We start from the raw sequence: 25,705 nt of genomic DNA, 5'->3' as shown, positions 1-25,705 counted from the left end.
ACCCCCAGTTATGCCGATACTATGTATAGAAAGACGGTGTGATTGGGGGTATTCTTAATGAAAATACAAAGTAATCCTAACATCCAAAGTGTTATGAAAGCCTATGGTAAAACAGCACCAAAGGCGAAGAAGGCTGAAGGCATGAAGTTTGAAGAAGACAAGATTGAAATTTCTTCTCAAGCACGTGAAATTCAAGTGGCCATGAAGGCCCTAAAAGAAGTGCCTGATGTTCGCGAAGAAAAGGTTAATGAAATACGTGCTCAGATTAAAAACGGCACATATAAGCCATCTTCTGAGGATGTAGCAGAAAAGCTGTTAGAACGAATTGGGAAGCAGGGGTAACCGAATGGGACACCCTGCTCTCAAATTAATTAGAAACAAATTGAATAGAGTGAATGTACAGGGAAGTACGGAGTTCGATTTAAACAAGTCATAAGGATATGATGCGTTTAAGAAAATTTCCGTGCTTTTTTTAGAGATAAATGTAGAACCTTTAGGCATTTTCAAGAATATTTAGCATGTATTGATCGACCAATAAAGGAGTGAACCAGTTTGAGCGGTATTATTGAAAAATTAATTCTAGCACTTGAAAAAGACTGTGAAATATATACGGAAGTTTTACGACTTGGTGAGATGAAAAAAGACATTATTATCAAGGGTGACATTGATGAACTGGATAAAATCACGAAAAGAGAACATGCCCTTATTGCAAGTCTTATGAAATTGGAAGAAATTCGGGATAAAATCGTGACAGAAATCATGAAGGAAACTGGACTCCAAAAAGTCGATGTTATTGATGATATTACAAAAGTTGTCGATGCTGGGTCAAGAGAAAAAATTGAAGTTGTCAAGCGAAAACTGGAGAATTTAATGAGTGATGTTAGGGATGTAAACGAGTCCAACGGTGAACTCATCAAACAGTCAATGGACATGATCGAGTTCAATGTGAATCTCATTTCAAGCATAGATGAAGCAGAAACAAACTATGGCGACAAGGCAAACATCAACTATCAGAAGAAGCGTCCTGGTAGCTTTGATGCGAAAGCGTAAGGTGGGATATTATGAGTAGTTCATTTTTAGGATTAAGTATAGCGATGTCAGGGCTGTTTGCCAATCAAAGAGCCTTAAATGTTACATCTCATAACGTGTCCAATGCAAATACAGAAGGCTATAGCCGTCAGCGACTTGACATGAAAGCATATCGTCCAGACATATTAGCAGGCGGTATGGGAACCCTCGGTACAGGGACCGATGTTGAAGCGGTTAGGCAAATTCGAGATAAGTTTTTAGACTTTCAATTACGCGGGGAAATGAGTAAGCTAACAGAACATGAAGCCCGCTATGAAGTTATCAGGAATATTGAAGCAACACTAAACGAACCAACAGATTCAGGGATTCGTCAGTTAATGGATGATTTTTTCGAGTCCATTCAGGAACTCAATAAGCATCCTGAGTCCCTATCAGTAAGAACCCTGGTTCGTGAACGTGCCATTGCCCTCACAACAGGGATTGGAAACATGGCATCTTCCATGAAAGATTTGCAAAAAGACTTAAACTTTGAATTTGAGGTGTCTGTTAACAACTTAAACAACTATGCCTCACAAATTGCTGACCTTAATCAGATAATTTTTGAAACTGAGTTAACTGGTGGAACGGCCAACGACGTTCGTGACCAAAGAAACCTCCTACTTGATAAAATGTCTGAACTGGCAGATATAGATTATTATGAAGACCACAACAATAAGTTCCACGTGTCTATTGGAGGTCATGAAATAGTGTCCCACGTGCGTGCGGACAGTTTGGTGCTGACAGAGCGTGAAGAGAAGAACAACTACACAGACATTGAAGGTCTTGTGGATATTGCCTGGGAAGATGGGTCTCCTTTTAGGGCCAAAGCAGGGCGTGTTAAGGGTATTCTTGATGTCCGCGATGAAATTGAAGGCGATGACAAGGGTATTCCTTATTATTTAGATAAACTCAATAGTTTTATGAGTACCCTAACAGCTGAATTTAACAGAATTCATAGCACAGGCTATGACCTTCATGGAGAAACAAATATTGATTTCTTTACAATTGATGGTATGTCTACAGAAGACTTTAGAGAACACCTCCTTGCCTATGGTCTTGATGGTGGCAGTCCTACGGACGTGACAGATCAAATTAACCAGGGTATAACGGATGACATGTCAGATGCAGATGCAACAGAACTGATTCGAGAAAACTCGAGTAACTTCTTTGACAACAATCCACAATTAAAAGGCAAAACTTTACGCTTAATAGATGACAGGTACTATGTTGTGGATGTTATTCCAGCAGACCAAATTTCTATTTCAAAAGATCTAGAAGATGTGAATAAAATTGCGGCCTCTTCAACAGTGGAAGGCCTTCCAGGCGGTGCTGACAATGTTCTGAACATGGTTAACATCCGTCATGATGTGGAATTGTATGACTGGGGTAGCCCAGATGACTTTGTTAAGTCACTGGTCTCTAACTTAGGTGTAGATGGTCAGGCTACAAAGAGTATTGTACTCAATCAGGAACTCTTGGTTAAAAACGTAAGCGTTTCAAGAGAATCTGTTATGGGTGTTTCACTCGATGAAGAGATGGCCGATATGATCAGGTTCCAAAATGCATACTCTGCAAACGCCAGAATGATCAATACAATGGACGAAATGCTAGACCTGCTTGTAAACAGACTGGGTCTGGTTGGTAGATAATAATAGGTAAGTCACGAAAAACTTTGGAGATGGTTATATGCGTATTACAAATAATATGTTGATCACTGGGCTGCTCCACAATGTGAATAAAAACCTGATTAAAATGAGTGAATATCAGGATGAGCTGGCCACAGGCAAAAAAATTCAATCACCTACGGACGATCCCATAGGCATCTCTAAGGTGTTGAAGTATAAAACAGATTTATCAGAACTTGAGCAGTATAAAAACAATACGCGTGATGCATTATCTTGGCTTGAGACGACTGAAATTGCTTTAATAGATATGAATGAAGCCCTTCAACGTGTTAGAGAGTTGACTGTTCAGGCAGCCAATGGTTCTAACGCCCCTGGAGATGTTGATAAAATCAAAAATGAGATACAACAGATAAAAAATCATATAGTCAGTGCAGCCAATACAACGTATGCAGGACGATACATTTTTTCGTCATATCATACAGATGAAAAACTTATGAATGCAGATGGCACTTACAATATTGATTTTACCAATTATGAAATCGAAAATAGATTGACAACCAAATATGAAATCGGTATAGGCGATATTATGAATATCAGTACCAATGGTCTTGATTTATTTGGTATGGTGGAGACAGAGAACCTTCTTAATGTTGCCTTACCTGATAGCAGTAATGTTCAGCTGAAGGGAACAGTTGATTTGTCAGCATCTTATGATGTTAAGGATGCTAAACTGATGGGTCAGTTTGATTTAAATGCTGACCATACGGCTGAAGATTTGAACCTCACGCTTTCGATAGATGGTGAAGAGAAAGTCTTTGAAGTTGACGAAAGTGTTTTAGATGGATCGTCAGTAGCCCTAACAGAACAAGAAGTTATTGATGCTTTTTCAAATGCACAAACAGAAGATGGTGAGTCTCTTTCTGATTATGCTGAGATTATTTTTGATGCAGGTGATTTTGTCATTACCCCATTTGACCAAGGGGAGACTGTAAAAATAGAAGGTGGACGAGATGTATTTGCTCACCAGTCTATTACAGCAAATATTGATCCAGAAGTCGACTATACGACGGATCATGATTTTGATATTACAATTGATGTGGGTGGTACACCAACAACTTTTGATGTGAATCAAGTAGCGTTTACTGGTAATCTTGATCAAGCAAGCGTTATAAGTCTATTTGAAAATGCCACAGCACCTGGCCCTACAACTCTAGGTGCAAATGCCACTGTTTATTACAATGACCTAGGTGAACTTGTTATAACGCCAAATACTTTGACATCGGATACGAATATTAGTGTTGCAGATTCTGAAGCTTTTAATGCGTCTACAAACGTAGGTTTTGGGGATAGTGATGACTCATGGAATATTCGTGTAGGGGATGTCGTATATGATGTGGATGAATCAGCCCTTGATGGCTCAGTGACACCACTAACTGAAGATCAGTTTATTGAGGTGTTAAAGCAAGCTACAGCTTATAGCCCTTATACAGGAACACTAGAAGATGCAGCAGATATATACTTTGATGACAGTGGCATGCTTGTTATAAAAGCCATTGCCACTGGCGCTGATATAAAGATAGAAGGCCCTGAAAACTATTTTGTAAAAGAGACACTGGTTGAAAATACAAAGCAAGAAACTGTAGGCGCCTCAAAAGGGGCAATGATGGGTAAGCTTGATAATACAGCGGATTACTCTATTGAAAAAGCCACACTATATGGCGATTTTGACTTAACTGGTGATTATACAGCAGAAGATTTGACTATAAGCATGGATGTGAACGGCACAGCCTACACATTTGATGTAGATGAGTCAGTCTTAAATGGTAGTTTCACAGAGTTAACAGAAGACCAAGTGATCGATGCCTTTAAGAACGCATCTGATGGTGGTGTTTTACTATCAAGTGTCGCAGAAGTGGAATTTAATGATGCCGGTCATCTTCAGATCAGTGCGCGAAGACATGGAGAAGATGTGACCATAAGTGCGACAACAACAGTCTTTGGACAACGTTCGCTTGTAGGAAATTTCAATACTGCAACAAACTATTCAGCAGGATATAATTTCGATGTGAGTATTGCAAATAGCGGAAATATTTCTGTGTACGATGTGGATGAATCTCTTTTAGATGGATCGCTAACACAAGATGAAATTATTGAAGTCTTTGAGAATTCCACGTCAGCCAGTGGTGGAATACTAAAGGCCGTTGCAGATATATACTTTGATACAACAGGAAAACTAGTTATCAATGCCAAGGCAGAAAGACCGAACCTTGTCTTGACATCAGCTGATCCAGCCATATTTGGAACAGGCACAAATGTGGGAAAAGGCCTTGAAACAAACAATCTTGACATTACAGTCGATGGTGTCACATATGATATTGATGAATCTAAGCTAGATGGTAGTTCGATTCCCCTTGATAATGAGGATATTATTGAGCTATTTAAGAATGCAAAAGCTTATCAGCCAAATGAAGGCGTGCTTTCAAAAGTGGCTGACATCTATTTTGACCAGTCGGGCAACCTTGTCGTCCAGTCAAAAGAGTTTGGTGATGATGTAAATATTACAGGGGCTCAGTCTTTATTCAATACAACAGCCCTTGTTGGGAATGTCACTTTAACGGATGATTATTCCGCACAAACCTTAGACATTACAATTGATGGCAATACCTTTGATGTGGATGAAAGTCTTTTTGATGGTTCAGGAACCCCTCTAACCCAAGAGGACATTATTGAAAATTATGGTAAAGCAAAGAGTGGAGATACAAAGCTTCGAGAAGTGGCGGACATTTATTTCAATTCCGATGGGGAACTTACAATTGCAATCAAAGATCAAAAACCTACAAATGATATATCTTTTGATGCGAGTAACACCATGTTTACAAGTGCATCGATAACAAATGTCGGTAAAGAAACTCAGGAAATTGAAATGCCGACAGGTGGGTATATAAATGATGAGATGGTAAAAGAAGCAGTAGACGATCAAGAGTTTGTCATTACACTAGATGGAGAGACCAAGACACTCACTATGAGTATGGACGAGTATGATACAGTGAATGAACTTATTACAGGCCTTCAAAATGAAATAGATGCTGCATTTCCACCAACATCTAATGTTGTTGTTAGCAAAATTGGGGAACCTGGTCAAGAGGCACTTGTTTTCAAGACAGTTAATTCGCCCAACGATGGAACTATTCGTGAGTTAGATATACGTGCTGTTCGTACAAATAAGAGTCAAATGATGCAAGATTTTGATGATCTTATCGCCGCGCTAGATGAAGAAACACTTACAGCTATAAGCGATGCAAAGCAAGCTGTTAGAGATGCAGAGGATTTTGCAGAGGATGCAGCGGAAATAGCAGAGTCAGGAGATCCTGATGATATTGCAGCCAAAGAAGCTGCTGATCAAGCTGTTGTAGTTGCTAAAGAGGCCTTGAAAGCACTTCAAGAGGAATATACGGGTCCGGTTGATGGATTTATTACTAAAATGCAAGGTCATCTAGATAATCTAAACACAATCAGGTCAGATATAGGTGGTAAAACGAATCGTATGGAACTTGTACTAAACCGTATAAATGATGACAGTATTAACTACACGCAACTCCTTAGTGATGCTGAAGATGTTGATATGTCAGAAATTATCATGAAACTTAAAAATGCAGAAAATGTCTATCAGGCATCTCTTTCTACTGGTGCTAGAGTTATACAACCGTCTTTAGTTGATTTTATTAACTAACCTATGCTATTGATCATCGAATAGAGGGTGGACGTATTGCGTATACAAATGAGGAGTCAAAATGGACGAATCGGGATTGAGACGCAAGCGGCACAACTGGAAATTGATCAAAAACAACCTGAATTAGAGCTTGAGATTACACACCCCAAAGTCAGTATTGAATCGACACTTCCTAAGGTGGAAATTAGTCAACAACAAGCTTTTTCTGAATCGGGGCTTAAAGGTGTGCTCGAATTAACATTTGAGAATGCACAAATTGCTAGACAACTTATGCTTGGTGGCATTGCTCGAGCTGTTAGCCAAGGGGATGAACTTGCTGATGTGAGTAAGCCAGACCCATTACCAGACCATGCTAGGTATAATTCATGGGAACAGTTTAAAAGAGACTATAATATGGTCACTATGCCAAAGTCTGGCCCGGATATTCAAGTTGTAGAAGGTGAAAATGACATACAAGTAGAACAAGGTACAATAGAGAATAAAACGCAGATTGAACGACCTACTGGAATTTTTGAACCTGGTAGTGTGAATATATTTATGATTCAGTATCCTAAACTTGAAATATGGACAACACAATCCAAATTTGACATGTTTGTTTAAAGGGGAGCAGAGAATGAAAATACAGAATGATTTTCTTGGTGAAGTGGAGTACACAAAAGATGACATTGTAACGTTTGTTGAGGGCATACTTGGGTTTGATGAATACAATGAATTTGTATATATATCAAATCCAGACCCTATGTTTCCTTTTGGATGGTTACAGAGTACGGAGAGTTCAGATGTTTCCTTTATAGTGACAAATCCATTCCTGTTTGTTTCAGAGTATGACTTTGACTTGCCTGATACTATAATAGAAAAACTGGGCATTCATGATATCAAAGATATAACAATTTTATCGATGGTGGTTATACCAGAGGATCCACAAGAAACGACAATTAATCTAAAGTCACCTGTTGTTGTGAATAACACGACCCGTCAAGCAAAACAAGTTATTTTAGATGAAGAGTATACTATGAAACACAAAATATTTACGAAGGAAGGATCTGAATAAAATGCTGATTCTTTCCAGAAAAAAGAATGAAAGTATAGTGATTGACGGGAAAATAGAAATACAAGTGATAGACATTGGTGATGGCCGTGTGCGTATTGGTATAGATGCTCCAAAATCTATGGAGATTCATCGCAAAGAAATCTATGAGAAAATCAATGAAGAAAATGAAATGGCAGCAAAATCAAGACAATCTCTTAGAAATCTTGAGACCTATGTTAAAAGCAAAAAATAGTAGAACAGTCAGCTTGCGCTGGCTGTTTTTTTCTATCTAAAGTATTGTATAGAATGTGGCCATAATTGTTTCGCGCTGAAATAATGGGTAATAATTAATTGTTAGTTTATTGACCGTGAACAAATCAATTGGAAATAAGTTGGAGGTGAAGAGATGATTATTAGCACCACAAATTTTGGGAATCTTGACATTGAAGAAGATATGGTCATAACTTTTGATGAAGGATTACCTGGATTTGAAGATGAACATGAGTTTGTAATACTTAACAATTGGGATACTGAAGATCCCGTTGGATTTATGTGGCTGCAATCTACGAAAAATGAAGACCTAGCTTTTGTGGTTTCCATTCCCTTTCTTTTGAAGTCTGACTACGAATTTGAGATTCCTGAAGAAGTCTGTCAGAAGATGAATTTAAAGGATCCATCACAAGTGGGGGTGTACACTGTTTGTAAAATTAACAACAGAGTAGACGATATGACCTTTAATCTTGCAAGTCCAATAATAGTAAATGCTGAGAATCGAAAAGCTATTCAGTTGACATTAAACGATAAACGATATCGAATAAAGGAAACGCTAAAATAGTAATTCATGTAAGAAAAAAATGCAAAAAATAATTAAAAACATTAAAGTTTTATAAGTTTGCTTCCGATATTGATATTGAAGTGTAATTTCATTAGGCGGCCGACTGATGGATTACAAATCAATAAATGGCAAGGAAGCCAATACAATATTTCAAGGAGGAATAATTCATGAGAATTAATAACAACTTAATGGCGATGAATACGCACCGTCAACTTGGTATCAACTCAAGTAATGGTGCAAAGTCTATCGAAAAACTATCTTCAGGTTACAGAATTAACCGTGCTGGTGATGACGCAGCAGGCCTAGCGATCTCTGAAAAAATGCGTGGTCAGATTCGTGGTTTGAACCAAGCGTCTCGAAACTCACAAGATGCGATTTCAATGATTCAAACTGCTGAGGGTGCACTCAACGAAACTCAAGCAATACTACAACGTATGAGAGAACTAGCAGTACAGTCAGCCAATGATACAAACGTTAATGCTGACCGTACTTCAATCCAGGACGAAATTGACCAATTATCAACTGAGATTACTAGAATCGCAAGCACAACTGAATTCAATACGCAGAAATTATTGAATGGTAACTTAGATGATATTAAGTTCCAAATTGGTGCAAACCAATCTCAAGATTTATCACTTTCTATCGGTGATATGCGTGCAGATGCACTAGAAGTCGTTTCAGATTCACTTGATATTGGAACAAAAGGTAGTGCTGTTAACTCAGTGACTGCTGATCTAGATTTTGAAGTTTCAGGCGTTTCATTAACGGCTACAGCAGGCGGCGCAGTCGGCGCTTCCGTTGAGTTTTCTGGTGTTGATGATACTCAGTATATTGAAACATTCGAGAACACAAATGCAAAAGGTATCTCTGGTACACTAGTGCTTCAGAATAACACGATTTCAATTGATTCAACAGGTTCAGATTTTGACTGGACAGATATTGACCTTGCACAGTCAGGCTCAATCAAAATTGAGAAAACTTCTGGTAATGCAACTACGTTAGAAGTAACTATCATAGCAAATACATCTGGTAGTGGTGTTGACTTAAGTGGTACAACAGTTCAGGTTTCCTATGATTCAGGCACTGGCGTTTATTCTTATGATGCACATGGTGTAAGTTTTAGTATGACTAAGGCCGACTTTGATGCAGCTTCAGGTGAGTCATTAACACTTGATTTAGGAGCTTTTGCTACGAGCGGCTACAATGCATCGGGTGACTACGGTACAGCGAGCACATATACAGTTAATGCGGCAGCTGGATACTCAGGCAATGCAACTCTTAGTGATATTTCATTCTCATCTGGTTACCCTTCAGGTGCTGCAGCAGTACTCATTAGTGGTGCAGGTCTAAATGCTGCTGGTGGTACTCTAGAAGTTAAGATCCTTGATATTAGTGGTAATGTTATTATTCATGATACGTTCAACTTCTCAGGATCAGGTCTAAATGATGCTGGTTCAGGTTCGTTCTCATATGATAACTATGGTGTTTCTTTCACACTATCTGGTGATTTCACGGATGTATCAGGTGTAACACTAAGTGGTTCTATTGGTGGTGGCGCAGCGCTTTCAGTTGTTGATAACTCTATTGATCTAGCGGGTAACTCTGGTACAGTATCATTTACTGTAACTGACGCAGATGGAACAGAAGTTAATTTTGACGTAGAATTCAGTGGTGTAAAACATAACATTGAAGACATGGCGACTGAAATTAACAATGCTGCGGAACTAGCAGGATTTAGTGGGGACATAGCAACAGCTTCAGGTGGCAAACTTGTTCTGGCAGCTCAAGATACGGGAGCTAGCTCTGTTGTTTCAGCATCAGGTGGTGCAGCAGCAGTACTATTTGCTGACGCAGAAGGTGCTGATTCAAGTATTGACTATACACTAAAAGATGGATCAGGAAACACAATCGATACAGCTTCAGTTGCTCCATCAACAAGCTCAGTAACATTTGAAGATTCAGGTTCAAATGAAATCACATTTGATGTTGACACATTTGACTCGTTAAGCGGTGTGGATGTATCATCTGTATTTGCAGCTTCATCAATCACAAGAGAAACAACAGGTATTGATGTATCCACTCAAAGTGCAGCTTCACAAGCAATTACTAAGATTAACACAGCTATTGAGTCAGTTTCTACAGAAAGATCTAAGCTTGGTGCGGTTCAGAACAGACTTGAACACACAATCAAGAACCTAGATACTTCGTCTGAAAACTTACAGGCATCAGAATCTCGAATCAGAGACGTTGATATGGCTAAAGAAATGATGGAATTCACTAAGAATAACATCCTTCAACAGGCAGCTCAATCGATGCTTGCTCAAGCTAATCAAGCACCTCAAGGTGTACTACAGTTATTAAGATAATAAGTTTATGGGAGTCAGAGAATGATCTCTGGCTCCTTTTTTGCTTCAAAATTAAATATTGGGGTAGAGATTAGATTATACGCTCTACACCAATATTTAATTTTGAATAAATAAATGGGGCGTGAACTTATGCTACTATGAGTTATTTTGTATGTGTTCTTGGATCTAAAGTAAAAAATGAAAAAATCGCTAAAGATATATCCATCTATTTCCGATAATATAAATGATAACAAATTCAAAAGGAGGATATATACATGCGAATTAATAATAACTTAATGGCGATGAATACACATCGTCAGCTTGGTATTAATACTAATAATGGTGCAAAATCAATAGAAAAATTATCATCAGGTTACAGAATTAACCGTGCTGGTGATGACGCTGCTGGTCTAGCGATTTCTGAAAAAATGCGCGGTCAAATCCGTGGTTTGAACCAAGCGTCTCGAAACTCACAAGATGCAATTTCAATGATTCAAACCGCTGAAGGTGCATTAAATGAAACACAGGCAATACTACAGCGTATGAGAGAACTAGCAGTACAGTCAGCCAATGATACAAACGTTAATGCTGACCGTACTTCAATCCAGGACGAAATTGACCAATTATCAACTGAGATTACTAGAATTGCAAGCACTACAGAATTCAATACACAAAAATTACTGCAAGGTGGCCTATCAGATATAAAATTCCAAATTGGGGCAAATCAATCTCAGGATTTAACACTATCCATTGGAGATATGCGTGCGGATGCCCTTAATGTGGTCTCTGATTCACTTGATATTGGAACAAAAGGTAGCGCTGTTAACTCAGTGACTGCTGATCTAGATTTTGAAGTTTCAGGCGTTTCACTAACAGCAACTGTTGGTGGACCAGTAGGTGCTTCCGTTGAGTTTTCTGGTGTTGATGATACTCAGTATATTGAAACATTCGAGAACACAAATGCAAAAGGTATCTCCGGTACACTAGTGCTTCAGAATAACACGATTTCAATTGATTCAACAGGTTCAGATTTTGACTGGACAGATATTGACCTTGCACAGTCAGGCTCAATCAAAATTGAGAAAACTTCTGGTAATGCAACTACGTTAGAAGTAACTATCATAGCAAATACATCTGGTAGTGGTGTTGACTTAAGTGGTACAACAGTTCAGGTTTCCTATGATTCAGGCACTGGCGTTTATTCTTATGATGCACATGGTGTAAGTTTTAGTATGACTAAGGCCGACTTTGATGCAGCTTCAGGTGAGTCATTAACACTTGATTTAGGAGCTTTTGCTACGAGCGGCTACAATGCATCGGGTGACTACGGTACAGCGAGCACATATACAGTTAATGCGGCAGCTGGATATTCAGGCAATGCAACTCTTAGTGATATTTCATTCTCATCTGGTTACCCTTCAGGTGCTGCAGCAGTACTCATTAGTGGTGCAGGTCTAGATGCTGCTGGTGGTACTCTAGAAGTTAAGATCCTTGATATTAGTGGTAATGTTATTATTCATGATACGTTCAACTTCTCAGGATCAGGTCTAAATGATGCTGGTTCTGGTTCGTTCTCATATGATAACTATGGTGTTTCTTTCACACTATCTGGTGATTTTACGGATGTATCAGGTGTAACACTAAGTGGTTCTATTGGTGGTGGCGCAGCGCTTTCAGTTGTTGATAACTCTATTGATCTAGCGGGTAACTCTGGTACAGTATCATTTACTGTAACTGACGCAGATGGAACAGAAGTTAATTTTGACGTAGAATTCAGTGGTGTAAAACATAACATTGAAGACATGGCGACTGAAATTAACAATGCTGCGGAACTAGCAGGATTTAGTGGGGACATAGCAACAGCTTCAGGTGGTAAACTTGTTCTGGCAGCTCAAGATACGGGAGCTAGCTCTGTTGTTTCAGCATCAGGTGGTGCAGCAGCAGTATTATTTGCAGATAAAGAAGGGTCTGAGTCTAGTGTCGATTTCACTCTAAAAGATGGATCTGGAAACACAATTGATACAGCATCCATTGCGCCATCTGAAGGCTCAGTGACATTTGAAGATTCAGGTTCAAATGAGATCACGTTCGATGTTGACACATTTGACTCATTAAGTGGTGTGGATGTATCATCTGTATTTGCGGCTTCATCAATAACAAGAGAAACAACAGGTATTGATGTGTCCACTCAAGATGCAGCATCACAAGCAATTACTAAGATAAACACAGCTATTGAGTCAGTTTCTACAGAAAGATCTAAGCTTGGTGCGGTTCAGAATAGACTGGAACACACAATCAAGAACCTAGATACTTCCTCAGAAAACTTACAAGCATCAGAATCTCGAATCCGAGACGTTGATATGGCTAAAGAAATGATGGAGTTCACAAAAAATAACATCCTTCAACAGGCTGCTCAATCGATGCTTGCTCAAGCTAATCAGGCACCTCAAGGTGTACTACAACTATTAAGATAAGAATTTATTGAGAGTTAGAGAGATTCTCTCTAACTCTCTTTTCATAACTGTCTATAGCTAAAAGGATATGGGGGGGAATATGAAACTATATATAGATGATAAAAAAGTCGAGATGACAATGCTTGATAAGAAGTCTGAAATAGATTTTATTAAGGAATACTTGTGCGAAAATTATGATATGATCGATGCGATTAACATAAAAATTGATGATAGTAAATCTAAGTTTTATGAGAGCTTAACAGAATTTAATGATCTAATTAACGAAATATTACCTAGTATAAAAAAATCATATATTGGATTCTATCAGAATATAAATACTGAGATTTGGAATGACTTTGTTCTTTTGATTGACACGATTGGACAGATTCATGAAAAGTATAATAACACATCTACAGTCGTACCAGAAAATTATAATAATGAATGGGCCAAGGTCGGAAATACACTTATTAAAGTGAATCAAATATTGATCCAAATGCAGACTGCAATGGAACGTAAAGATGAAATCTTAATGGCGGATGTAATAAAGTGGGAGTACTATCCACTTATTAATGACATTAGAGATATTATTGCTGATATTTTACCGAACAAGAGGTGTAGACATGAGAATTGATAATATCAATTTTTTAAGAAATCAATATATGAGTGAATATAAAAAAATTGCTAATATAGATATTGATACCAGCGACTTGATAAGTTGTTTTCCTGCGAAAAATGATCAGATGACAGCTACAATACAGAGTAATGGACAAGAATATCATTTGGCGAGTGCATATGACCCGTCTTATGAGAGTGAAGTTATTATAAGTCAATATACAAACATTAATGATTATGATTATGTTATTTTTTATGGGACTGGTCTGGGGTATCATATCAATGCGTTCGTTGAGAAATACCCAGAAAAAAAGATTTTTATTTTTGAACCGATTGAGGATCTCTTTTCACTATATTGTAAGACAAACGAGCTACCTGTAAAAAATATCGAAGGTATTTTTATTGGAAATGATATTAAGAAGAGAAATGAATTTTTCTCAGACATTCTAAAAAAAATCCAACACAATCTTTTGGTTGTTGAATTACCTATTCATAAAAAGTTATATAGTGATATTTATAAGGATTACAAAGAAACATTTTCAAAAGTAATTGCTGGGAAAAAAGGATATGTAAGAACAAATTATGCATTTCAAAAGAGATGGGTCATGAACGGTATGCACAATTTTAGTGCGGTTTTACAGACTCAAAATATACTTTTGAATGATCAATATAACTTTAAGGATAAAACGGCAATACTTGTTGCTGCGGGACCTTCTTTAGATTTTGAAATAGAGAATTTGAAAGAAATTAAAGAAAACAAATCAGCCTATATTTTTTCAGCGGGTTGGTCAATTTCAACATTATTAAAGAATGGTATTTACCCTCACGCTTTTACTAGTTATGACCCTACTATTCATAATACTAAAATATTCAAAGTAATAGGCGAGGAAAGTGAAAAGTTTCCTTTGGTTTTTGGTAGTACCATTGGTCATGAAACGTTGTCATATTTTAAAGGTCCTAAACTGCATATGATTACAAGTCAAGATACTACGGCACCATATTATTTAAAATCAAAGGACGAGAGCATGAGATATGTAATGGATGCGCCTAATATTGCAGTAATCACTCTGCAATTATTAGTACTACTTGGATTCAAGAGAGTAATACTAGTGGGACAAAACTTTGCATATTCAAAAGGCAAAGCAATCTCTGATGGTTATGTAGGAAACGTGGTAGCAAGAGGTAAACTCGAAGTTCCAGACGTATATGGTGGCACAGTAGAAACTGAAAAAAAATTCAATGATATGCGTGTAACTATGGAACATTTTATAGAAAAATTTAGCAATGTTGAGTTCATAAATACAACTAGAAATGGTGCTATGATTAAAGGGACCTCATTCAAGCATTTAGATGAACTGATGAAAGATGATCTGCTAGAATCTTTTGCAGATGATACCTGGTATGAATCAAAGAGCATCAATTATGATGTTGATTTTATGGAAAACCAAATGAAAAAAATGCAAAATGATTATCAAAACATTACCACTGAGTTGACCAAAATAAAAGATATCGTTCGCAAAGTGAAAAGTTTAGCCATTAATGGGAACTTCAAACAAGCTGAAACGATGTACACTAAATTAAGTGAGTTGTTCGGTGTTGTGAGAAAGAATGTATATTTTAATCGATTTATTATGCCGATGAATAGACTTTATTATGACTTATTTTTATTAGATGTAGAAGAAAATAAGCATGAAAAAAATCCTATGAAAAAAGCAGAAAATATCGTAAACACACTTGGGAAATTCCTGTTTGAATGTGAAAAAGATATGAAAAAAGCGAAGCCAATATATGAGAAAATTCAGACTCAGGTTGGCAATTATATAATAGACAGTAAGTCTTAAAGGAGGAATTGAAGTGAAGTTTACTATTCCAGTAAATCCAACATATCATGAAGTAAACAATGATGTGGCAAAGCAATGGGAAAAAAATAAAAGCCCTAGATATAAAGAATACCGGAAAAAATGGTCAAATAATCCATTGGAGTTTAAGTTAGAGGAAGCCCCTCTTCACCTAGATATTGAACCTACAAGTGCATGTAATCTAAAGTGTCCAATGTGTCCACGAACGGTGATGTTAGAGAGTGGGGAGACGAATTTAAGTGTAGAAACAATGCCACTAGATGTGTACAAGAAAATAATTGATGAAGCTGCAGAAATAGGGGTATATTCAATAAAGCTGAACTGGTTAGGAGAACCAATGGTTCATCCAGACATTGTGGAGATGGTCAGATACGCCAAAGAAAAAGGCTTAGTTGATGTTATGTTTAACACGAATGGAACTTTGCTGAACGAAAATATTTCTGTTGAGTTGATCGAAGCAGGTATTGACAAAATATTTTTCTCTTTTGATTCACCTAACAAAGAAAAATATGAGTCTATAAGGATTGGTGCAAAGTTTGATGAAGTTTATAATAATATTAAGCGTTTTGTGGAATTAAGAAACGAAATGGGAAGGACTACACCTCTGACTAGAATGTCGATGGTGCTTATGGAAGAAAATTCAGATGAATTTGAAGAGTATGTAGAAATGTTTAAAGATATAGTCGATGTGGTTGCATATGTTGAGTTTAGAGAACCTATGCGTGAAACACAGAAAGAGTATAATTACAATTTCGCTTGTAGTCAATTATGGCAACGAATGTTTATCGCAGCTGATGGTGAAGTTATAGTGTGTTGTGTTGATAATACGAGAGAATATGTTGTGGGCAATATTCATCAAAATTCAATTAAAGAAATATGGAGAAATGAAAAGTATATGGAAATAAGAGCCAAGCATAGTTGTGGTAAATACAATGAAGTTGCTATGTGCTCAAAGTGCGATTTACCAAATAGAAAAGAGAGTGGGACTGTTTAATGAATTAAAGGAAGGTTTGTCATGGATGTAGAACTTTTATTTTTAAATAAGAACGCCACAATTCGGGATGCACTTATTCAAATTAATATTGGTCTTAGAGGAACTGTTATCGTTGTAGATGATGATAAAAAAATGATAGGGATTTTGACTGATGGTGATATCAGAAGAGCTTTAGTTAAGGGGTATTCGTTAGAGGATGAAATCACTGAAATATACGAAAGCGATCCAATATATGGAATTGTTGGAATGAGTAAAGACCAGATTGAGGAAATTCTAATAAAAAAAGCTGTAAAAGATATACCAATTGTTAATAGAGATCATGTAGTTGTTGATTTAGTTGGAATTAGAGACATTCTTTTACCAAAAGGAAAAGAAAATAAAGTGGTCATCATGGCTGGTGGACTGGGATCAAGATTGAAAAATCTTACAGAAGAAATCCCTAAACCAATGTTAAAAGTTGGTGATGCACCAATACTTCAGCACATTATTCATAATTTCAAGGAAAAAGGATTTCTTGAGTTTTTAATTTCGGTGAATCATAAGGCAAATATTATTGAAAATTATTTTCAAGATGGTATTATTCATGGTGTTAAAATTGAGTATTTACGTGAAGAGAAAAGATTAGGAACTGGAGGAGGGATCGGCTTGGCAAAAGACTATGTCAACGAACCTTTTTTCGTGATCAATGGTGATGTTTTAACCAATCTGAACGTAAAAGAAATGATGGATTTTCATTTGAAGAACGAGTTTGCGATCACAATAGGTATAAGAAAGCAGAGTTATCAAATTCCTTATGGTGTTGTTGACGTGGATAACCATCAAGTGAAAAAGTTACAAGAAAAACCTAATGTTGATTATATGATAAATGGTGGCGTGTATTGTCTTAATCCTGAAGTGATAGACTTTATACCTCATGATGAATATTTTGAGATAACGGAGCTTGTGAATCTTCTTTTAGAAAATGATATGAAAGTAGGCGCCTACCTTATTGAAGATTACTGGATGGATATTGGTCATATGAATGATTACTACAAAGCTAATGATGAGTATGACATATATTTCAATAGTGAGTCATAGAAGATCCAATCCGATATTGAATGATATAGATTCAATATCGGATTTTGTTGTACAAGTAAAACTTGCTTAATATCAGTTTGCATAAAAAAAACATATGTTATGGAGTGAATTATGAAGAAAATATTAGTTACAGGAGCAGATGGTTTCATTGGAAGTCATCTTGTCGAAGAGCTTGTTAAAAATGGAAATACTGTAAAGGCATTTGTGTATTACAATTCATTTAACTCTTGGGGGTGGCTTGATACGTTGCCAAAAGATATTATGAAAAACGTAGAGGTTTTCTCAGGGGATGTCAGGGATCCAAATGGTGTAAGAGAAGCTTGTAAAGGCGTTTCAGAAGCGTATCACTTAGCAGCTCTTATAGGGATTCCGTTTAGTTATCATTCACCAGATTCATATGTAGATACTAATATTAAAGGAACATTAAATGTGTTACAAGCTGCAAGAGACTTAGAGTTAGATAGAATTCTAGTAACATCTACTTCAGAAGTATACGGGACAGCACAATATGTACCGATCGATGAGCTTCATCCTTTCCAAGGCCAGTCCCCCTATTCGGCTACAAAGATCGGTGCCGATAGACTTGCTGAATCATTCTTTAGGAGCTTCGAGTTACCAGTTTCTATAGTACGCCCTTTTAATACATATGGTCCTAGACAATCAGCAAGGGCTATTATACCAACAATTATTACTCAACTACTAGCAGGAAAAAAAGAAATAAAATTAGGGTCTTTGACACCGACTAGAGATTTTAATTATGTAAAAGATACTGCAAGAGGCTTTATAAAGATTGCTGAATCAAGCAAAACCATTGGAGAAGAAATTAACATTGCAACTGGGAAAGAAATTTCTATGGGAGCTCTTGCTGATGAACTAATTAGACAAATTAATCCAAGTGCAAAAATCGTTCAGGACATGGAAAGAATTAGACCCCAAAAAAGTGAAGTGAATAGATTGCTTGGTTGCAATAAAAAAATATTAAAACTTACAGACTGGGAGCCAAATTACAACCTGTCTGAAGGCTTAGAAGAAACGATTGATTTTCTAAAAGGCAATTTGAGTCGGTATAAAACAGATATATATAATATTTAGTAAGGTTGGTGGCTATGAGTTCAAAATTTATACCTTTATCAGTGCCATCTTTTGTTGGCAATGAATGGAACTATGTTAAAGAAGCGGTCAGTTCGGAGTGGGTTTCATCGGGTGGCGCTTATATAGAAGAATTTGAAGAGAAAATAGCCAATTATGTTGGCTCTCAAGGCGCAGTTGCATGTCAGAGTGGGACAGCAGGACTCCATACAGCATTGATATTAGCTGGTGTAGGTGAAAATGATGAAGTTATTGTGCCTACGCTTACTTTTATTGCTGCAGTGAACCCGGTTAAATATGTTAATGCAGAACCCATTTTTATTGATTGTGATGATAGTTTAACTGTGGACCCTGATAAATTAAGAGATTTCTGTAAGTATGAATGTGATCTGATTGATGGGAAATTGAGAAATAAAAGTACGGGAAAGCATGTGAAAGCGTTGATAGTTGTCCATGTTTTTGGAAATATGGCAGATATGGAAAGCATAATTGAAATTTGCAAGAAATATAATATTACTGTAATTGAAGATGCTACAGAAGCTTTAGGGACATATTACACCTCAGGAAAATACCATGGGATGTTTGCTGGAACATTAGGAGATATAGGGGTTTACTCATTTAATGGAAATAAAATTATCACCACTGGAGGTGGTGGAATGATTGTTTCTAATCATTCGGATTTCTTAAAGAGAGCAAAGCACCTGACAACGCAGGCTAAAAGTGATCCATTGTATTATACACATGATGAGATTGGGTACAATTATAGAATGACTAATCTCCAAGCCGCTCTGGGAGTGGCTCAGTTAGAGCAGTTAGAAAGCTTTATTGAAATAAAAAAGAGTAATTATGAAACTTACTGCAAAGAAATTAAGCAAATTAAAGGTTCTAGAATATTACCATTTAGACAAGATGTAAGGCCGAATTATTGGTTCTATTCTTTATATCTAGATGATAATAATAGGGATCATTTGATAAAGTATTTTCAAGATAATGGAATACAGACAAGACCGATTTGGGGATTAATATCTGAACAGATTCCATACTTACAAAATCAAACATATAAAATTGAGAAAGCTGCTGAGTGCCATGACCATATTGTCAATATTCCATGTAGTTCGAATTTAAATAGGGATGATGTGAAAAGAGTTGTATCAGTTTTACATGATTTTTACAGTAGTTACTGATAAGTATTTTAAGAAGTACTTTAAAAGTATTTGAATAAGCAAAACGTTCAAGTAGAGGAGAGACCGATGAAAATTGGATTTGTAATACCTTCGCGTTTGAAATCATCAAGATTAAAGAAAAAAATAATGCTCAACTTATCTGGTCGTTCAGCTTTAGAATGGGCAATCTTGAGGGCAAAAGCATCTAAATCAATCGATGAAGTTATTGTTTCCACCAGTTATTTGAATATTGACGAGCCAATTACTAAGATTTGTATAGATAATAATATTCGATATTTTCAGGGGGACCCTGATGATGTTTTGAAGAGACTAAAAGATACCGCAGTTTATTTTGATTTAGATTATATTGTTAATATCACACCAGATAACACTTTGTTTTCAATGAACATGATCGATATTATGGTGTCAGAGATTAAAGAAAATCCAAGTGGCGATTTTTTCAAGTTTAAAGATCCGGTATTAGGTACAGGTATATATGCATTAAAAAGAGAAGCCTTGCAAACGGCATGTGAGTTTAAGAAGTTACATGACACTGAAATATGGGGACCGATATTTCAGAGTGGGTACTACAACAATATTGATCTTGAGATACCAGAAATATTTAAAGCGGATTATCGATTAACAATGGATACGCCTGATGATTATGTCATGCTATCGAAACTGTATAGTATGTTGAGGATTAGTGAGAATAATCTAGTAGAACTTCATGAGGTAATACAATTTTTGAATCATCATAAAGAGATTGCAGAAATTAATGGTTCCATAGAGCAGCGGAGTCTAAATAACGAAATAATTGAAAGAATAAGACGTGATTATCAAGATAACGAAGATGAGTTTTATCGGATTAAGAAAATGTACTATTGATATAGATCAAGGAGAACGTTATGAAAAGCAATTATTATACGAATGAACCATATCTGATAGCTGAAACAGCCTATTCATTTGAGGGTGATTCTATATATTTAATGGATCAAATAACACAGCTTTCAGAAGAAGTAGATGCTGTTAAATTTCATATGATGTTTAACTTGAATGAGTATATGGTGAAAAAGCACAGTGTTTACAATTTACTTGAAAACTGGTTGTTGACTGAAAAAGAGTGGAAAGAGATTCTGGTAAAATCAAAAGCACGTGGTTTTGATGTTATTGTTCTCGTAGATGATTTTGAATCTGTTGAGTTTTGCATGAATAATAATGAACTTGTTGACGCTATAGAAATTCACGCAGCCTGCATCAACGATAAAGCTTTGATGGATAAAGCAATTGACTTTGTTAATGAATATAAAAAGTTGTTTGTAGTTGGAATAAGTGGTTTTGAAATAGAAGAGTTAGATAATGTTTATAATTATTTGCTTAGTAAAAAGATTAATGAAACCTTGATGGTTTATGGATTTCAAAATTATCCGACAAAAATAGAAGAAGTTAATCTTAAGAAAATACCTTATTTTAGAGAACGATACAAAACGAAGATAGCTTATGCTGACCATACAGAGTATAACAGCTCGTTAAAAAGTGAGTTGATTATGTCAGCGTATACTTTAGGTGCAAATGTACAAGAAATTCATTATGTTATTGATGAAGGTGTTGAACGTACTGATTATATTACAGCTATTAATAATCATAAACTTGTTGATATGAAAATGTTGTTGAAAAGGGTTGGATCATTTTTAGGTGATGGAAATCCAAGTCTTTCTGAAGGTGAAAAAAACTATTTGAAAGTGAGAAAAGTTCCCGTTCTAGCGGAAAGCGTAAAAAAGGGTGAGTGTTTATCTGAAAATCATGTGATGTTTAAACGAGTGGACAGAACTGAAGAGTCATATAAGTTTGGAGAAGCTGAGAAGTATCTTGGGAAACGGTTTGTTGATGATTTCGAATATGAAGATCAAATTAAGAAAATAATGTTTGAAGAATAGAAATTGGAGGTTTCGATGAGCAATATTGTAGCGATCATACCAGCACGGGGCGGGTCCAAAGGCGTTGAGAAGAAGAATATTAGATCGCTTTTAGGAAAGCCCCTCATTTTTTATACAATAGAGGCCGCCTTAGAATCTTGTGTGGATAGGGTCATTGTATCGACAGATGATCCTGAAATTGCAAAAATAGCTGAATCCTATGGAGCAGAAATCCCTTTTATTAGACCCAAGGAGTACGCTGAGGATAACTCCTCATCATTATCGGTGATTCAACATGCACTATCATTTTTAGAGGACGAAGGGGATTCGCCTGATATAGTTGTTTTTTTACAACCAACGTCTCCCTTACGAACATATGAAACAATTAATGAGTCAATTTTGATGCTAAAAGAAGCTAATGTAGACTCAGTAATTGGTGTTCAACGAGTCTATGAGAGTCATCCCTATTTTATGTTTACCGAGAATGAAAATCAAGAGCTTGAGGAGTACGTTAAGATTGAAAATAAACCAAGTAGAAGACAAGACGTTCCACCATGCTATCTAATCAATTCAGCTCTATACGTGAGTAAGAGGAGTTACTTTAGAGATTTAGATGATAATGCGTATGTATTCAATATAAATAGTGTCAAAGGCTATGTTATGGATAGAGTTCAATCCATTGATATAAATGATATTGTGGATTTTCATTTAGCTGAAAAACTAATGCATGAGAGATATAAAGCATTCGGTGTATAGAGAGGAGTAAAACTATGAAAATGAATCAGAGTCAATTAAATGCAGTCAAATCAAAAATGAACGCTGTATGGAAAAATTCAAGGAACTGTAGCATTTGCAATAACGATAAATGGACAATTATTGAGGCATTATATGAAGTAAGAGAGTTAAATACATCTAGTAATGAAAACTTGGAAGAAAAAGAAGATCAAAGTGTGATTCCATATGTAAAAATTGTATGCAATAATTGTGGACAAACTATATTTATGAATGCTTTAAAATTAGGATTTTCATTAACTAAGCCTGGCGAAACTGCGAAATAACATCATACAATACTCTTTAACATCAAGTTTTGAGCTCAGAAGTTATAGTAACTTTTTCATTTCTTGATGTTTTTCTTTTATAAGGGATTATTACACAGAAACTGCTAAAGTGATGCCAAGAAATGCCGATATAATTAATAGAAGATTGCTAGGAGGGAGACTATGAAAATTTCAGATGTTAATGTTATGAATGTTGCACAAAGACTAGAAGGTGCCAATGTTACAAAAGCTGATATTAGAGGCACTGTTGATAATGAACGTACCATATCAAAAAGTGATAAGATCAATCAGATGAACATGGATGGAAATAAAGAAGACAAAGTCGTGATAGACGATGAGATGTTAGAGAAATCTGTGGAGCAAGCTAATAAAACCCTTGAAAACTATAATAGGTATATTGAGAGATCTGTTCATGAGAAAACTCGTGCAATCATGTATGTAATGAAGGATTCAAAGACAGATGAGGTTATTCGCGAGTTTCCTCCAAAGAAAATTCAAGATATGATTGCAAAAATGTGGGAGCTTGCAGGTTTATTCGTTGACGAAAAGGCATAGAGGAACGCTTAGTTAATAAGGTGGTGTGGAAATGTCTGTTACAAGAATTACAGGTCTTACAAGTGGTATCGATACAGATTCGATGATCAAAGACTTAATGAAGCTTGAGCAATCAAAAATTGATAATGTTGAAAAACAGAAAACACTTGTTGAATGGGAGCAAGAGGCATATAGAGAAGTTATTAACGGTATTCGCGCATTCAAAGAGGAGTACTTTGACTTTTTGAGTGCAGATACTAATTTTAGATCAGCTAGTGCATTTAGTGCATATAGTGAGAGTGTTCAAGTTAATGGTGAAGATGTATCATATGTTAGTGCCAGTGGTACATCAGAAATTAAAACATACTCTCATACAATTGGAAGTATTTCTCAATTGGCAACTCAAGATGAATGGGTTACTGATAGAACAGGAATTGGAGATTTATCAGGGGATCATTTTAACTTTTCAACAATGCCATCTTCTTTAGAGTTTAGCTTAACGATCGATGGAAATAATAAAACAATATCTATTCCTGATACATCAGGTATTACAACGAAAGAAGACTTAGCCCAGTTAATAGATGATGAAATCGTGGCTCAATTTGGAACAGATTATTCAGGTGTAGTGAATGTGGATCCTAGTGATGATGCAATATATTTTAGGATGGATGGCAGCGATGTCACCATAATGGAAACGGATGGGAATTCGTCAGAGTTAGATTGGTTAGGCTTTAACTCGGGTGAATCTTCAACTGACTATGAAGATAAGAGTTTGCTTCAATTATTCTATATTAGCAATGATGATCTGGCATCGATGACTATAAATGGAGTCTCTTTAGAAGATATTGGGATTACGGAAGCTAGTACGATATCGGATCTTTCAGAAGCGATATCCTCAAATGAAGATATGGATGCAGAGTTTTTTTATAATAGTACAACAGATAAGTTTACAATTAGAGCTGAGGACTTCGGAACAGCAAATACCGTATCCATGAGTAGTTCATTTATGAGTACATTTGGTTTCGTGGATGATGTGGCACATCATACCGAAGCTGACAATGCAGTTTTAGAAATTAATGGAGCAACAATTGTAAAATCGTCTAATAATTTTAGTGTTGAAGGTGTTCAGTATTCACTCAATGAATTATATGATGGTGTAGATGGTGATATAGAAATAAAAGTAAATATTGACACAAGTGATATAAAAGAAAAAATCAATAAGTTTGTAGAAACATACAATGGACTTGTTGAAATGGTGAATGGAAAACTTACAGAAAAGAAAAATTATGATTATGAACCACTGACTAGCGAAGAAAAGGAATCATTATCAGATGACGAAGTGGAGAAGTGGGAGACTACTGCAAAGAAAGGCTTGCTTAGAAATGACTCTTCATTACAAAAAATGCTGACTTCTATGAGACTAGCGCTTTATGAATCAGTTGATGGTGTTGACTTAAACTTAGCTGATATAGGTATTACAACGACTGCGAATTATAAAGATGGTGGTAAACTCGTTGTAGATGAAGATAAGTTAGATGATGCTTTAGAAAATAATTATAGCGAAGTAGTAAAGCTGTTTACCAATGAATCCGATAAAGAATACCTTGATACCGAGAATATTTCAGAAAGATATAATGAGAACGGTGTCGCTAATAGACTTTATGACATCATTCAGAATAATATTAGGATTACTAGAGACTCAACTGGAGTCAAAGGTACCCTTCTTGAAAAAGCTGGTATGGAAGGTGATGTTACCAGTACAAAAAATCTTTTGTCATCTTTGATTGTTGACTATGAAGACAAGATTGACAGCCTTTGGGATAGCTATTATGACATGGAAGATTCATTGTATATTAAGTTTGGTAACATGGAATCAGCTTTAGCGGAGTTACAGGCTCAAAGTAGTTCTCTAATGTCACAGCTAGGATAAAATGGTGGTTGTATGAATGCTAAAATGTTGTTGAATGAATATGTTAGATTAACGGATGTTATGTATCAGTCCTTGAAAGTTCATAAGTATAATATTTTTGAAAAAGCTTTGGAGGATAGAGGAAAGTTACTCAAGAATATTGGAGATACTGAAAATTTTTTTTCAAGTGTTGAAGAGAGTGAAAAAGAACTCTATCGAAAAAGAATAATAGATATTGAAAATAAGATTGAAAGCGCAATGAAAGAATACAAGAAACATCTTGATCAGGATTTGTCAAAAGTTCATGCTTCTCAAGCAAAACTACGGAAGCATTCTAAAGTGAAGAATTACTATACAAAAGATTATAGTAGTCAAGGTGTTTTTATTGACAAATCAAAATAGGAAAGGAGA

21 protein-coding genes and 4 pseudogenes are annotated in these 25,705 nt (G+C 36.1%); all 25 read left to right on the top strand.

Annotated elements, in window-relative coordinates:
* The first annotated feature begins 57 nt into the window (after positions 1-57).
* The 25 genes and pseudogenes from flgM to ACQ4KW_RS18800 all read left to right on the top strand — a co-directional run bounded on the left by flgM (position 58) and on the right by ACQ4KW_RS18800 (position 25,696).
* Entirely contained in the window at positions 58-342 is a 285-nt protein-coding gene (flgM, locus tag ACQ4KW_RS18920; protein ID WP_430883991.1) for a flagellar biosynthesis anti-sigma factor FlgM, read from the top strand.
* A gap of 210 nt (positions 343-552) precedes the next feature.
* Complete coding sequence (locus ACQ4KW_RS18915; RefSeq protein WP_430883990.1) at positions 553-1,050, top strand: flagellar protein FlgN; 498 nt, start codon at positions 553-555, stop codon at positions 1,048-1,050.
* Between the two features lie 11 nt (positions 1,051-1,061).
* A complete protein-coding gene (gene flgK / locus ACQ4KW_RS18910) occupies positions 1,062-2,717 on the top strand; it encodes a flagellar hook-associated protein FlgK (RefSeq protein WP_430883989.1) in 1,656 nt (551 codons plus the stop codon).
* 37 nt (positions 2,718-2,754) lie between these two features.
* On the top strand, positions 2,755-6,423 hold the full coding sequence (gene flgL, locus ACQ4KW_RS18905) for a flagellar hook-associated protein FlgL (protein ID WP_430883988.1): 3,669 nt from the start codon (positions 2,755-2,757) through the stop codon (positions 6,421-6,423).
* 36 nt (positions 6,424-6,459) lie between these two features.
* The gene (locus ACQ4KW_RS18900; protein WP_430883987.1) at positions 6,460-7,023 is read left to right on the top strand and encodes a DUF6470 family protein; all 564 of its coding nucleotides are present in this window, start codon (positions 6,460-6,462) and stop codon (positions 7,021-7,023) included.
* 13 nt (positions 7,024-7,036) lie between these two features.
* Positions 7,037-7,474, top strand: coding sequence for a flagellar assembly protein FliW (gene fliW / locus ACQ4KW_RS18895; protein ID WP_430883986.1), 438 nt, complete (start codon positions 7,037-7,039; stop codon positions 7,472-7,474).
* A gap of 1 nt (position 7,475) precedes the next feature.
* Complete coding sequence (gene csrA / locus ACQ4KW_RS18890; RefSeq protein ID WP_430883985.1) at positions 7,476-7,706, top strand: carbon storage regulator CsrA; 231 nt, start codon at positions 7,476-7,478, stop codon at positions 7,704-7,706.
* A 153-nt stretch (positions 7,707-7,859) separates the two neighbouring features.
* Complete coding sequence (gene fliW, locus ACQ4KW_RS18885; RefSeq protein ID WP_430883984.1) at positions 7,860-8,288, top strand: flagellar assembly protein FliW; 429 nt, start codon at positions 7,860-7,862, stop codon at positions 8,286-8,288.
* A gap of 167 nt (positions 8,289-8,455) precedes the next feature.
* Positions 8,456-8,876: pseudogene (locus tag ACQ4KW_RS18880) on the top strand (flagellin); the annotation flags it as partial.
* A 1,511-nt stretch (positions 8,877-10,387) separates the two neighbouring features.
* Positions 10,388-10,654, top strand: a pseudogene (locus ACQ4KW_RS18875) (flagellin); the annotation flags it as partial.
* 254 nt (positions 10,655-10,908) lie between these two features.
* Positions 10,909-11,352 (top strand): annotated as a pseudogene (locus ACQ4KW_RS18870) (flagellin); the annotation flags it as partial.
* Positions 11,353-12,834: 1,482 nt separating this feature from the next.
* Positions 12,835-13,107: pseudogene (locus tag ACQ4KW_RS18865) on the top strand (flagellin); the annotation flags it as partial.
* Between the two features lie 79 nt (positions 13,108-13,186).
* The gene (locus tag ACQ4KW_RS18860) at positions 13,187-13,717 is read left to right on the top strand and encodes a hypothetical protein (RefSeq protein WP_430883983.1); all 531 of its coding nucleotides are present in this window, start codon (positions 13,187-13,189) and stop codon (positions 13,715-13,717) included.
* Positions 13,707-15,539, top strand: coding sequence for a motility associated factor glycosyltransferase family protein (locus ACQ4KW_RS18855; protein ID WP_430883982.1), 1,833 nt, complete (start codon positions 13,707-13,709; stop codon positions 15,537-15,539). Before ACQ4KW_RS18860 ends, ACQ4KW_RS18855 begins: the two co-directional genes overlap by 11 nt.
* 13 nt (positions 15,540-15,552) lie before the next feature.
* A complete protein-coding gene (locus ACQ4KW_RS18850; protein WP_430883981.1) occupies positions 15,553-16,551 on the top strand; it encodes a radical SAM/SPASM domain-containing protein in 999 nt (332 codons plus the stop codon).
* Positions 16,552-16,572: 21 nt separating this feature from the next.
* The gene (locus tag ACQ4KW_RS18845) at positions 16,573-17,628 is read left to right on the top strand and encodes a nucleotidyltransferase family protein (RefSeq protein ID WP_430883980.1); all 1,056 of its coding nucleotides are present in this window, start codon (positions 16,573-16,575) and stop codon (positions 17,626-17,628) included.
* 111 nt (positions 17,629-17,739) lie between these two features.
* Positions 17,740-18,720 (top strand): NAD-dependent 4,6-dehydratase LegB, encoded by a 981-nt coding sequence (locus tag ACQ4KW_RS18840; RefSeq protein ID WP_430883979.1) that lies wholly within the window; start codon positions 17,740-17,742, stop codon positions 18,718-18,720.
* 14 nt (positions 18,721-18,734) lie between these two features.
* Positions 18,735-19,901 carry a LegC family aminotransferase gene (locus tag ACQ4KW_RS18835; RefSeq protein ID WP_430883978.1) on the top strand — a complete coding sequence of 389 codons (1,167 nt, stop codon included), beginning with the start codon at positions 18,735-18,737 and terminating at the stop codon, positions 19,899-19,901.
* 66 nt (positions 19,902-19,967) lie between these two features.
* Positions 19,968-20,765 (top strand): cytidylyltransferase domain-containing protein, encoded by a 798-nt coding sequence (locus ACQ4KW_RS18830; protein ID WP_430883977.1) that lies wholly within the window; start codon positions 19,968-19,970, stop codon positions 20,763-20,765.
* Positions 20,766-20,785: 20 nt separating this feature from the next.
* A complete protein-coding gene (locus ACQ4KW_RS18825; RefSeq protein WP_430883976.1) occupies positions 20,786-21,814 on the top strand; it encodes an N-acetylneuraminate synthase family protein in 1,029 nt (342 codons plus the stop codon).
* 15 nt (positions 21,815-21,829) lie between these two features.
* Entirely contained in the window at positions 21,830-22,549 is a 720-nt protein-coding gene (locus tag ACQ4KW_RS18820; protein WP_430883975.1) for a cytidylyltransferase domain-containing protein, read from the top strand.
* A gap of 14 nt (positions 22,550-22,563) precedes the next feature.
* Entirely contained in the window at positions 22,564-22,851 is a 288-nt protein-coding gene (locus tag ACQ4KW_RS18815) for a hypothetical protein (RefSeq protein WP_430883974.1), read from the top strand.
* A 162-nt stretch (positions 22,852-23,013) separates the two neighbouring features.
* Positions 23,014-23,406 carry a flagellar protein FlaG gene (locus tag ACQ4KW_RS18810; protein WP_430883973.1) on the top strand — a complete coding sequence of 131 codons (393 nt, stop codon included), beginning with the start codon at positions 23,014-23,016 and terminating at the stop codon, positions 23,404-23,406.
* 31 nt (positions 23,407-23,437) lie between these two features.
* A complete protein-coding gene (gene fliD / locus ACQ4KW_RS18805; RefSeq protein WP_430883972.1) occupies positions 23,438-25,315 on the top strand; it encodes a flagellar filament capping protein FliD in 1,878 nt (625 codons plus the stop codon).
* Positions 25,316-25,327: 12 nt separating this feature from the next.
* Complete coding sequence (locus tag ACQ4KW_RS18800) at positions 25,328-25,696, top strand: hypothetical protein (protein ID WP_430883971.1); 369 nt, start codon at positions 25,328-25,330, stop codon at positions 25,694-25,696.
* Positions 25,697-25,705: the final 9 nt, after the last annotated feature.

Source organism: Tianxiuia mixotrophica, from assembly GCF_050596425.1.
Taxonomy (GTDB): Bacteria; Bacillota; Clostridia; order Peptostreptococcales; family Acidaminobacteraceae.
Note: the sequence above shows the minus strand (reverse complement) of the source record. Positions and strands in the feature narration are given on the sequence as shown.

Coding starts and splice junctions, on each gene's coding strand:
- flgM (WP_430883991.1), top strand. CDS start 58: ATGAAAATACAAAGTAATCCTAACATCCAAAGTGTTATGAAAGCCTAT.
- flgK (WP_430883989.1), top strand. CDS start 1,062: ATGAGTAGTTCATTTTTAGGATTAAGTATAGCGATGTCAGGGCTGTTT.
- flgL (WP_430883988.1), top strand. CDS start 2,755: ATGCGTATTACAAATAATATGTTGATCACTGGGCTGCTCCACAATGTG.
- fliW (WP_430883986.1), top strand. CDS start 7,037: ATGAAAATACAGAATGATTTTCTTGGTGAAGTGGAGTACACAAAAGAT.
- csrA (WP_430883985.1), top strand. CDS start 7,476: ATGCTGATTCTTTCCAGAAAAAAGAATGAAAGTATAGTGATTGACGGG.
- fliW (WP_430883984.1), top strand. CDS start 7,860: ATGATTATTAGCACCACAAATTTTGGGAATCTTGACATTGAAGAAGAT.
- ACQ4KW_RS18860 (WP_430883983.1), top strand. CDS start 13,187: ATGAAACTATATATAGATGATAAAAAAGTCGAGATGACAATGCTTGAT.
- ACQ4KW_RS18855 (WP_430883982.1), top strand. CDS start 13,707: ATGAGAATTGATAATATCAATTTTTTAAGAAATCAATATATGAGTGAA.
- ACQ4KW_RS18845 (WP_430883980.1), top strand. CDS start 16,573: ATGGATGTAGAACTTTTATTTTTAAATAAGAACGCCACAATTCGGGAT.
- ACQ4KW_RS18840 (WP_430883979.1), top strand. CDS start 17,740: ATGAAGAAAATATTAGTTACAGGAGCAGATGGTTTCATTGGAAGTCAT.
- ACQ4KW_RS18835 (WP_430883978.1), top strand. CDS start 18,735: ATGAGTTCAAAATTTATACCTTTATCAGTGCCATCTTTTGTTGGCAAT.
- ACQ4KW_RS18830 (WP_430883977.1), top strand. CDS start 19,968: ATGAAAATTGGATTTGTAATACCTTCGCGTTTGAAATCATCAAGATTA.
- ACQ4KW_RS18825 (WP_430883976.1), top strand. CDS start 20,786: ATGAAAAGCAATTATTATACGAATGAACCATATCTGATAGCTGAAACA.
- ACQ4KW_RS18820 (WP_430883975.1), top strand. CDS start 21,830: ATGAGCAATATTGTAGCGATCATACCAGCACGGGGCGGGTCCAAAGGC.
- ACQ4KW_RS18815 (WP_430883974.1), top strand. CDS start 22,564: ATGAAAATGAATCAGAGTCAATTAAATGCAGTCAAATCAAAAATGAAC.
- ACQ4KW_RS18810 (WP_430883973.1), top strand. CDS start 23,014: ATGAAAATTTCAGATGTTAATGTTATGAATGTTGCACAAAGACTAGAA.
- fliD (WP_430883972.1), top strand. CDS start 23,438: ATGTCTGTTACAAGAATTACAGGTCTTACAAGTGGTATCGATACAGAT.
- ACQ4KW_RS18800 (WP_430883971.1), top strand. CDS start 25,328: ATGAATGCTAAAATGTTGTTGAATGAATATGTTAGATTAACGGATGTT.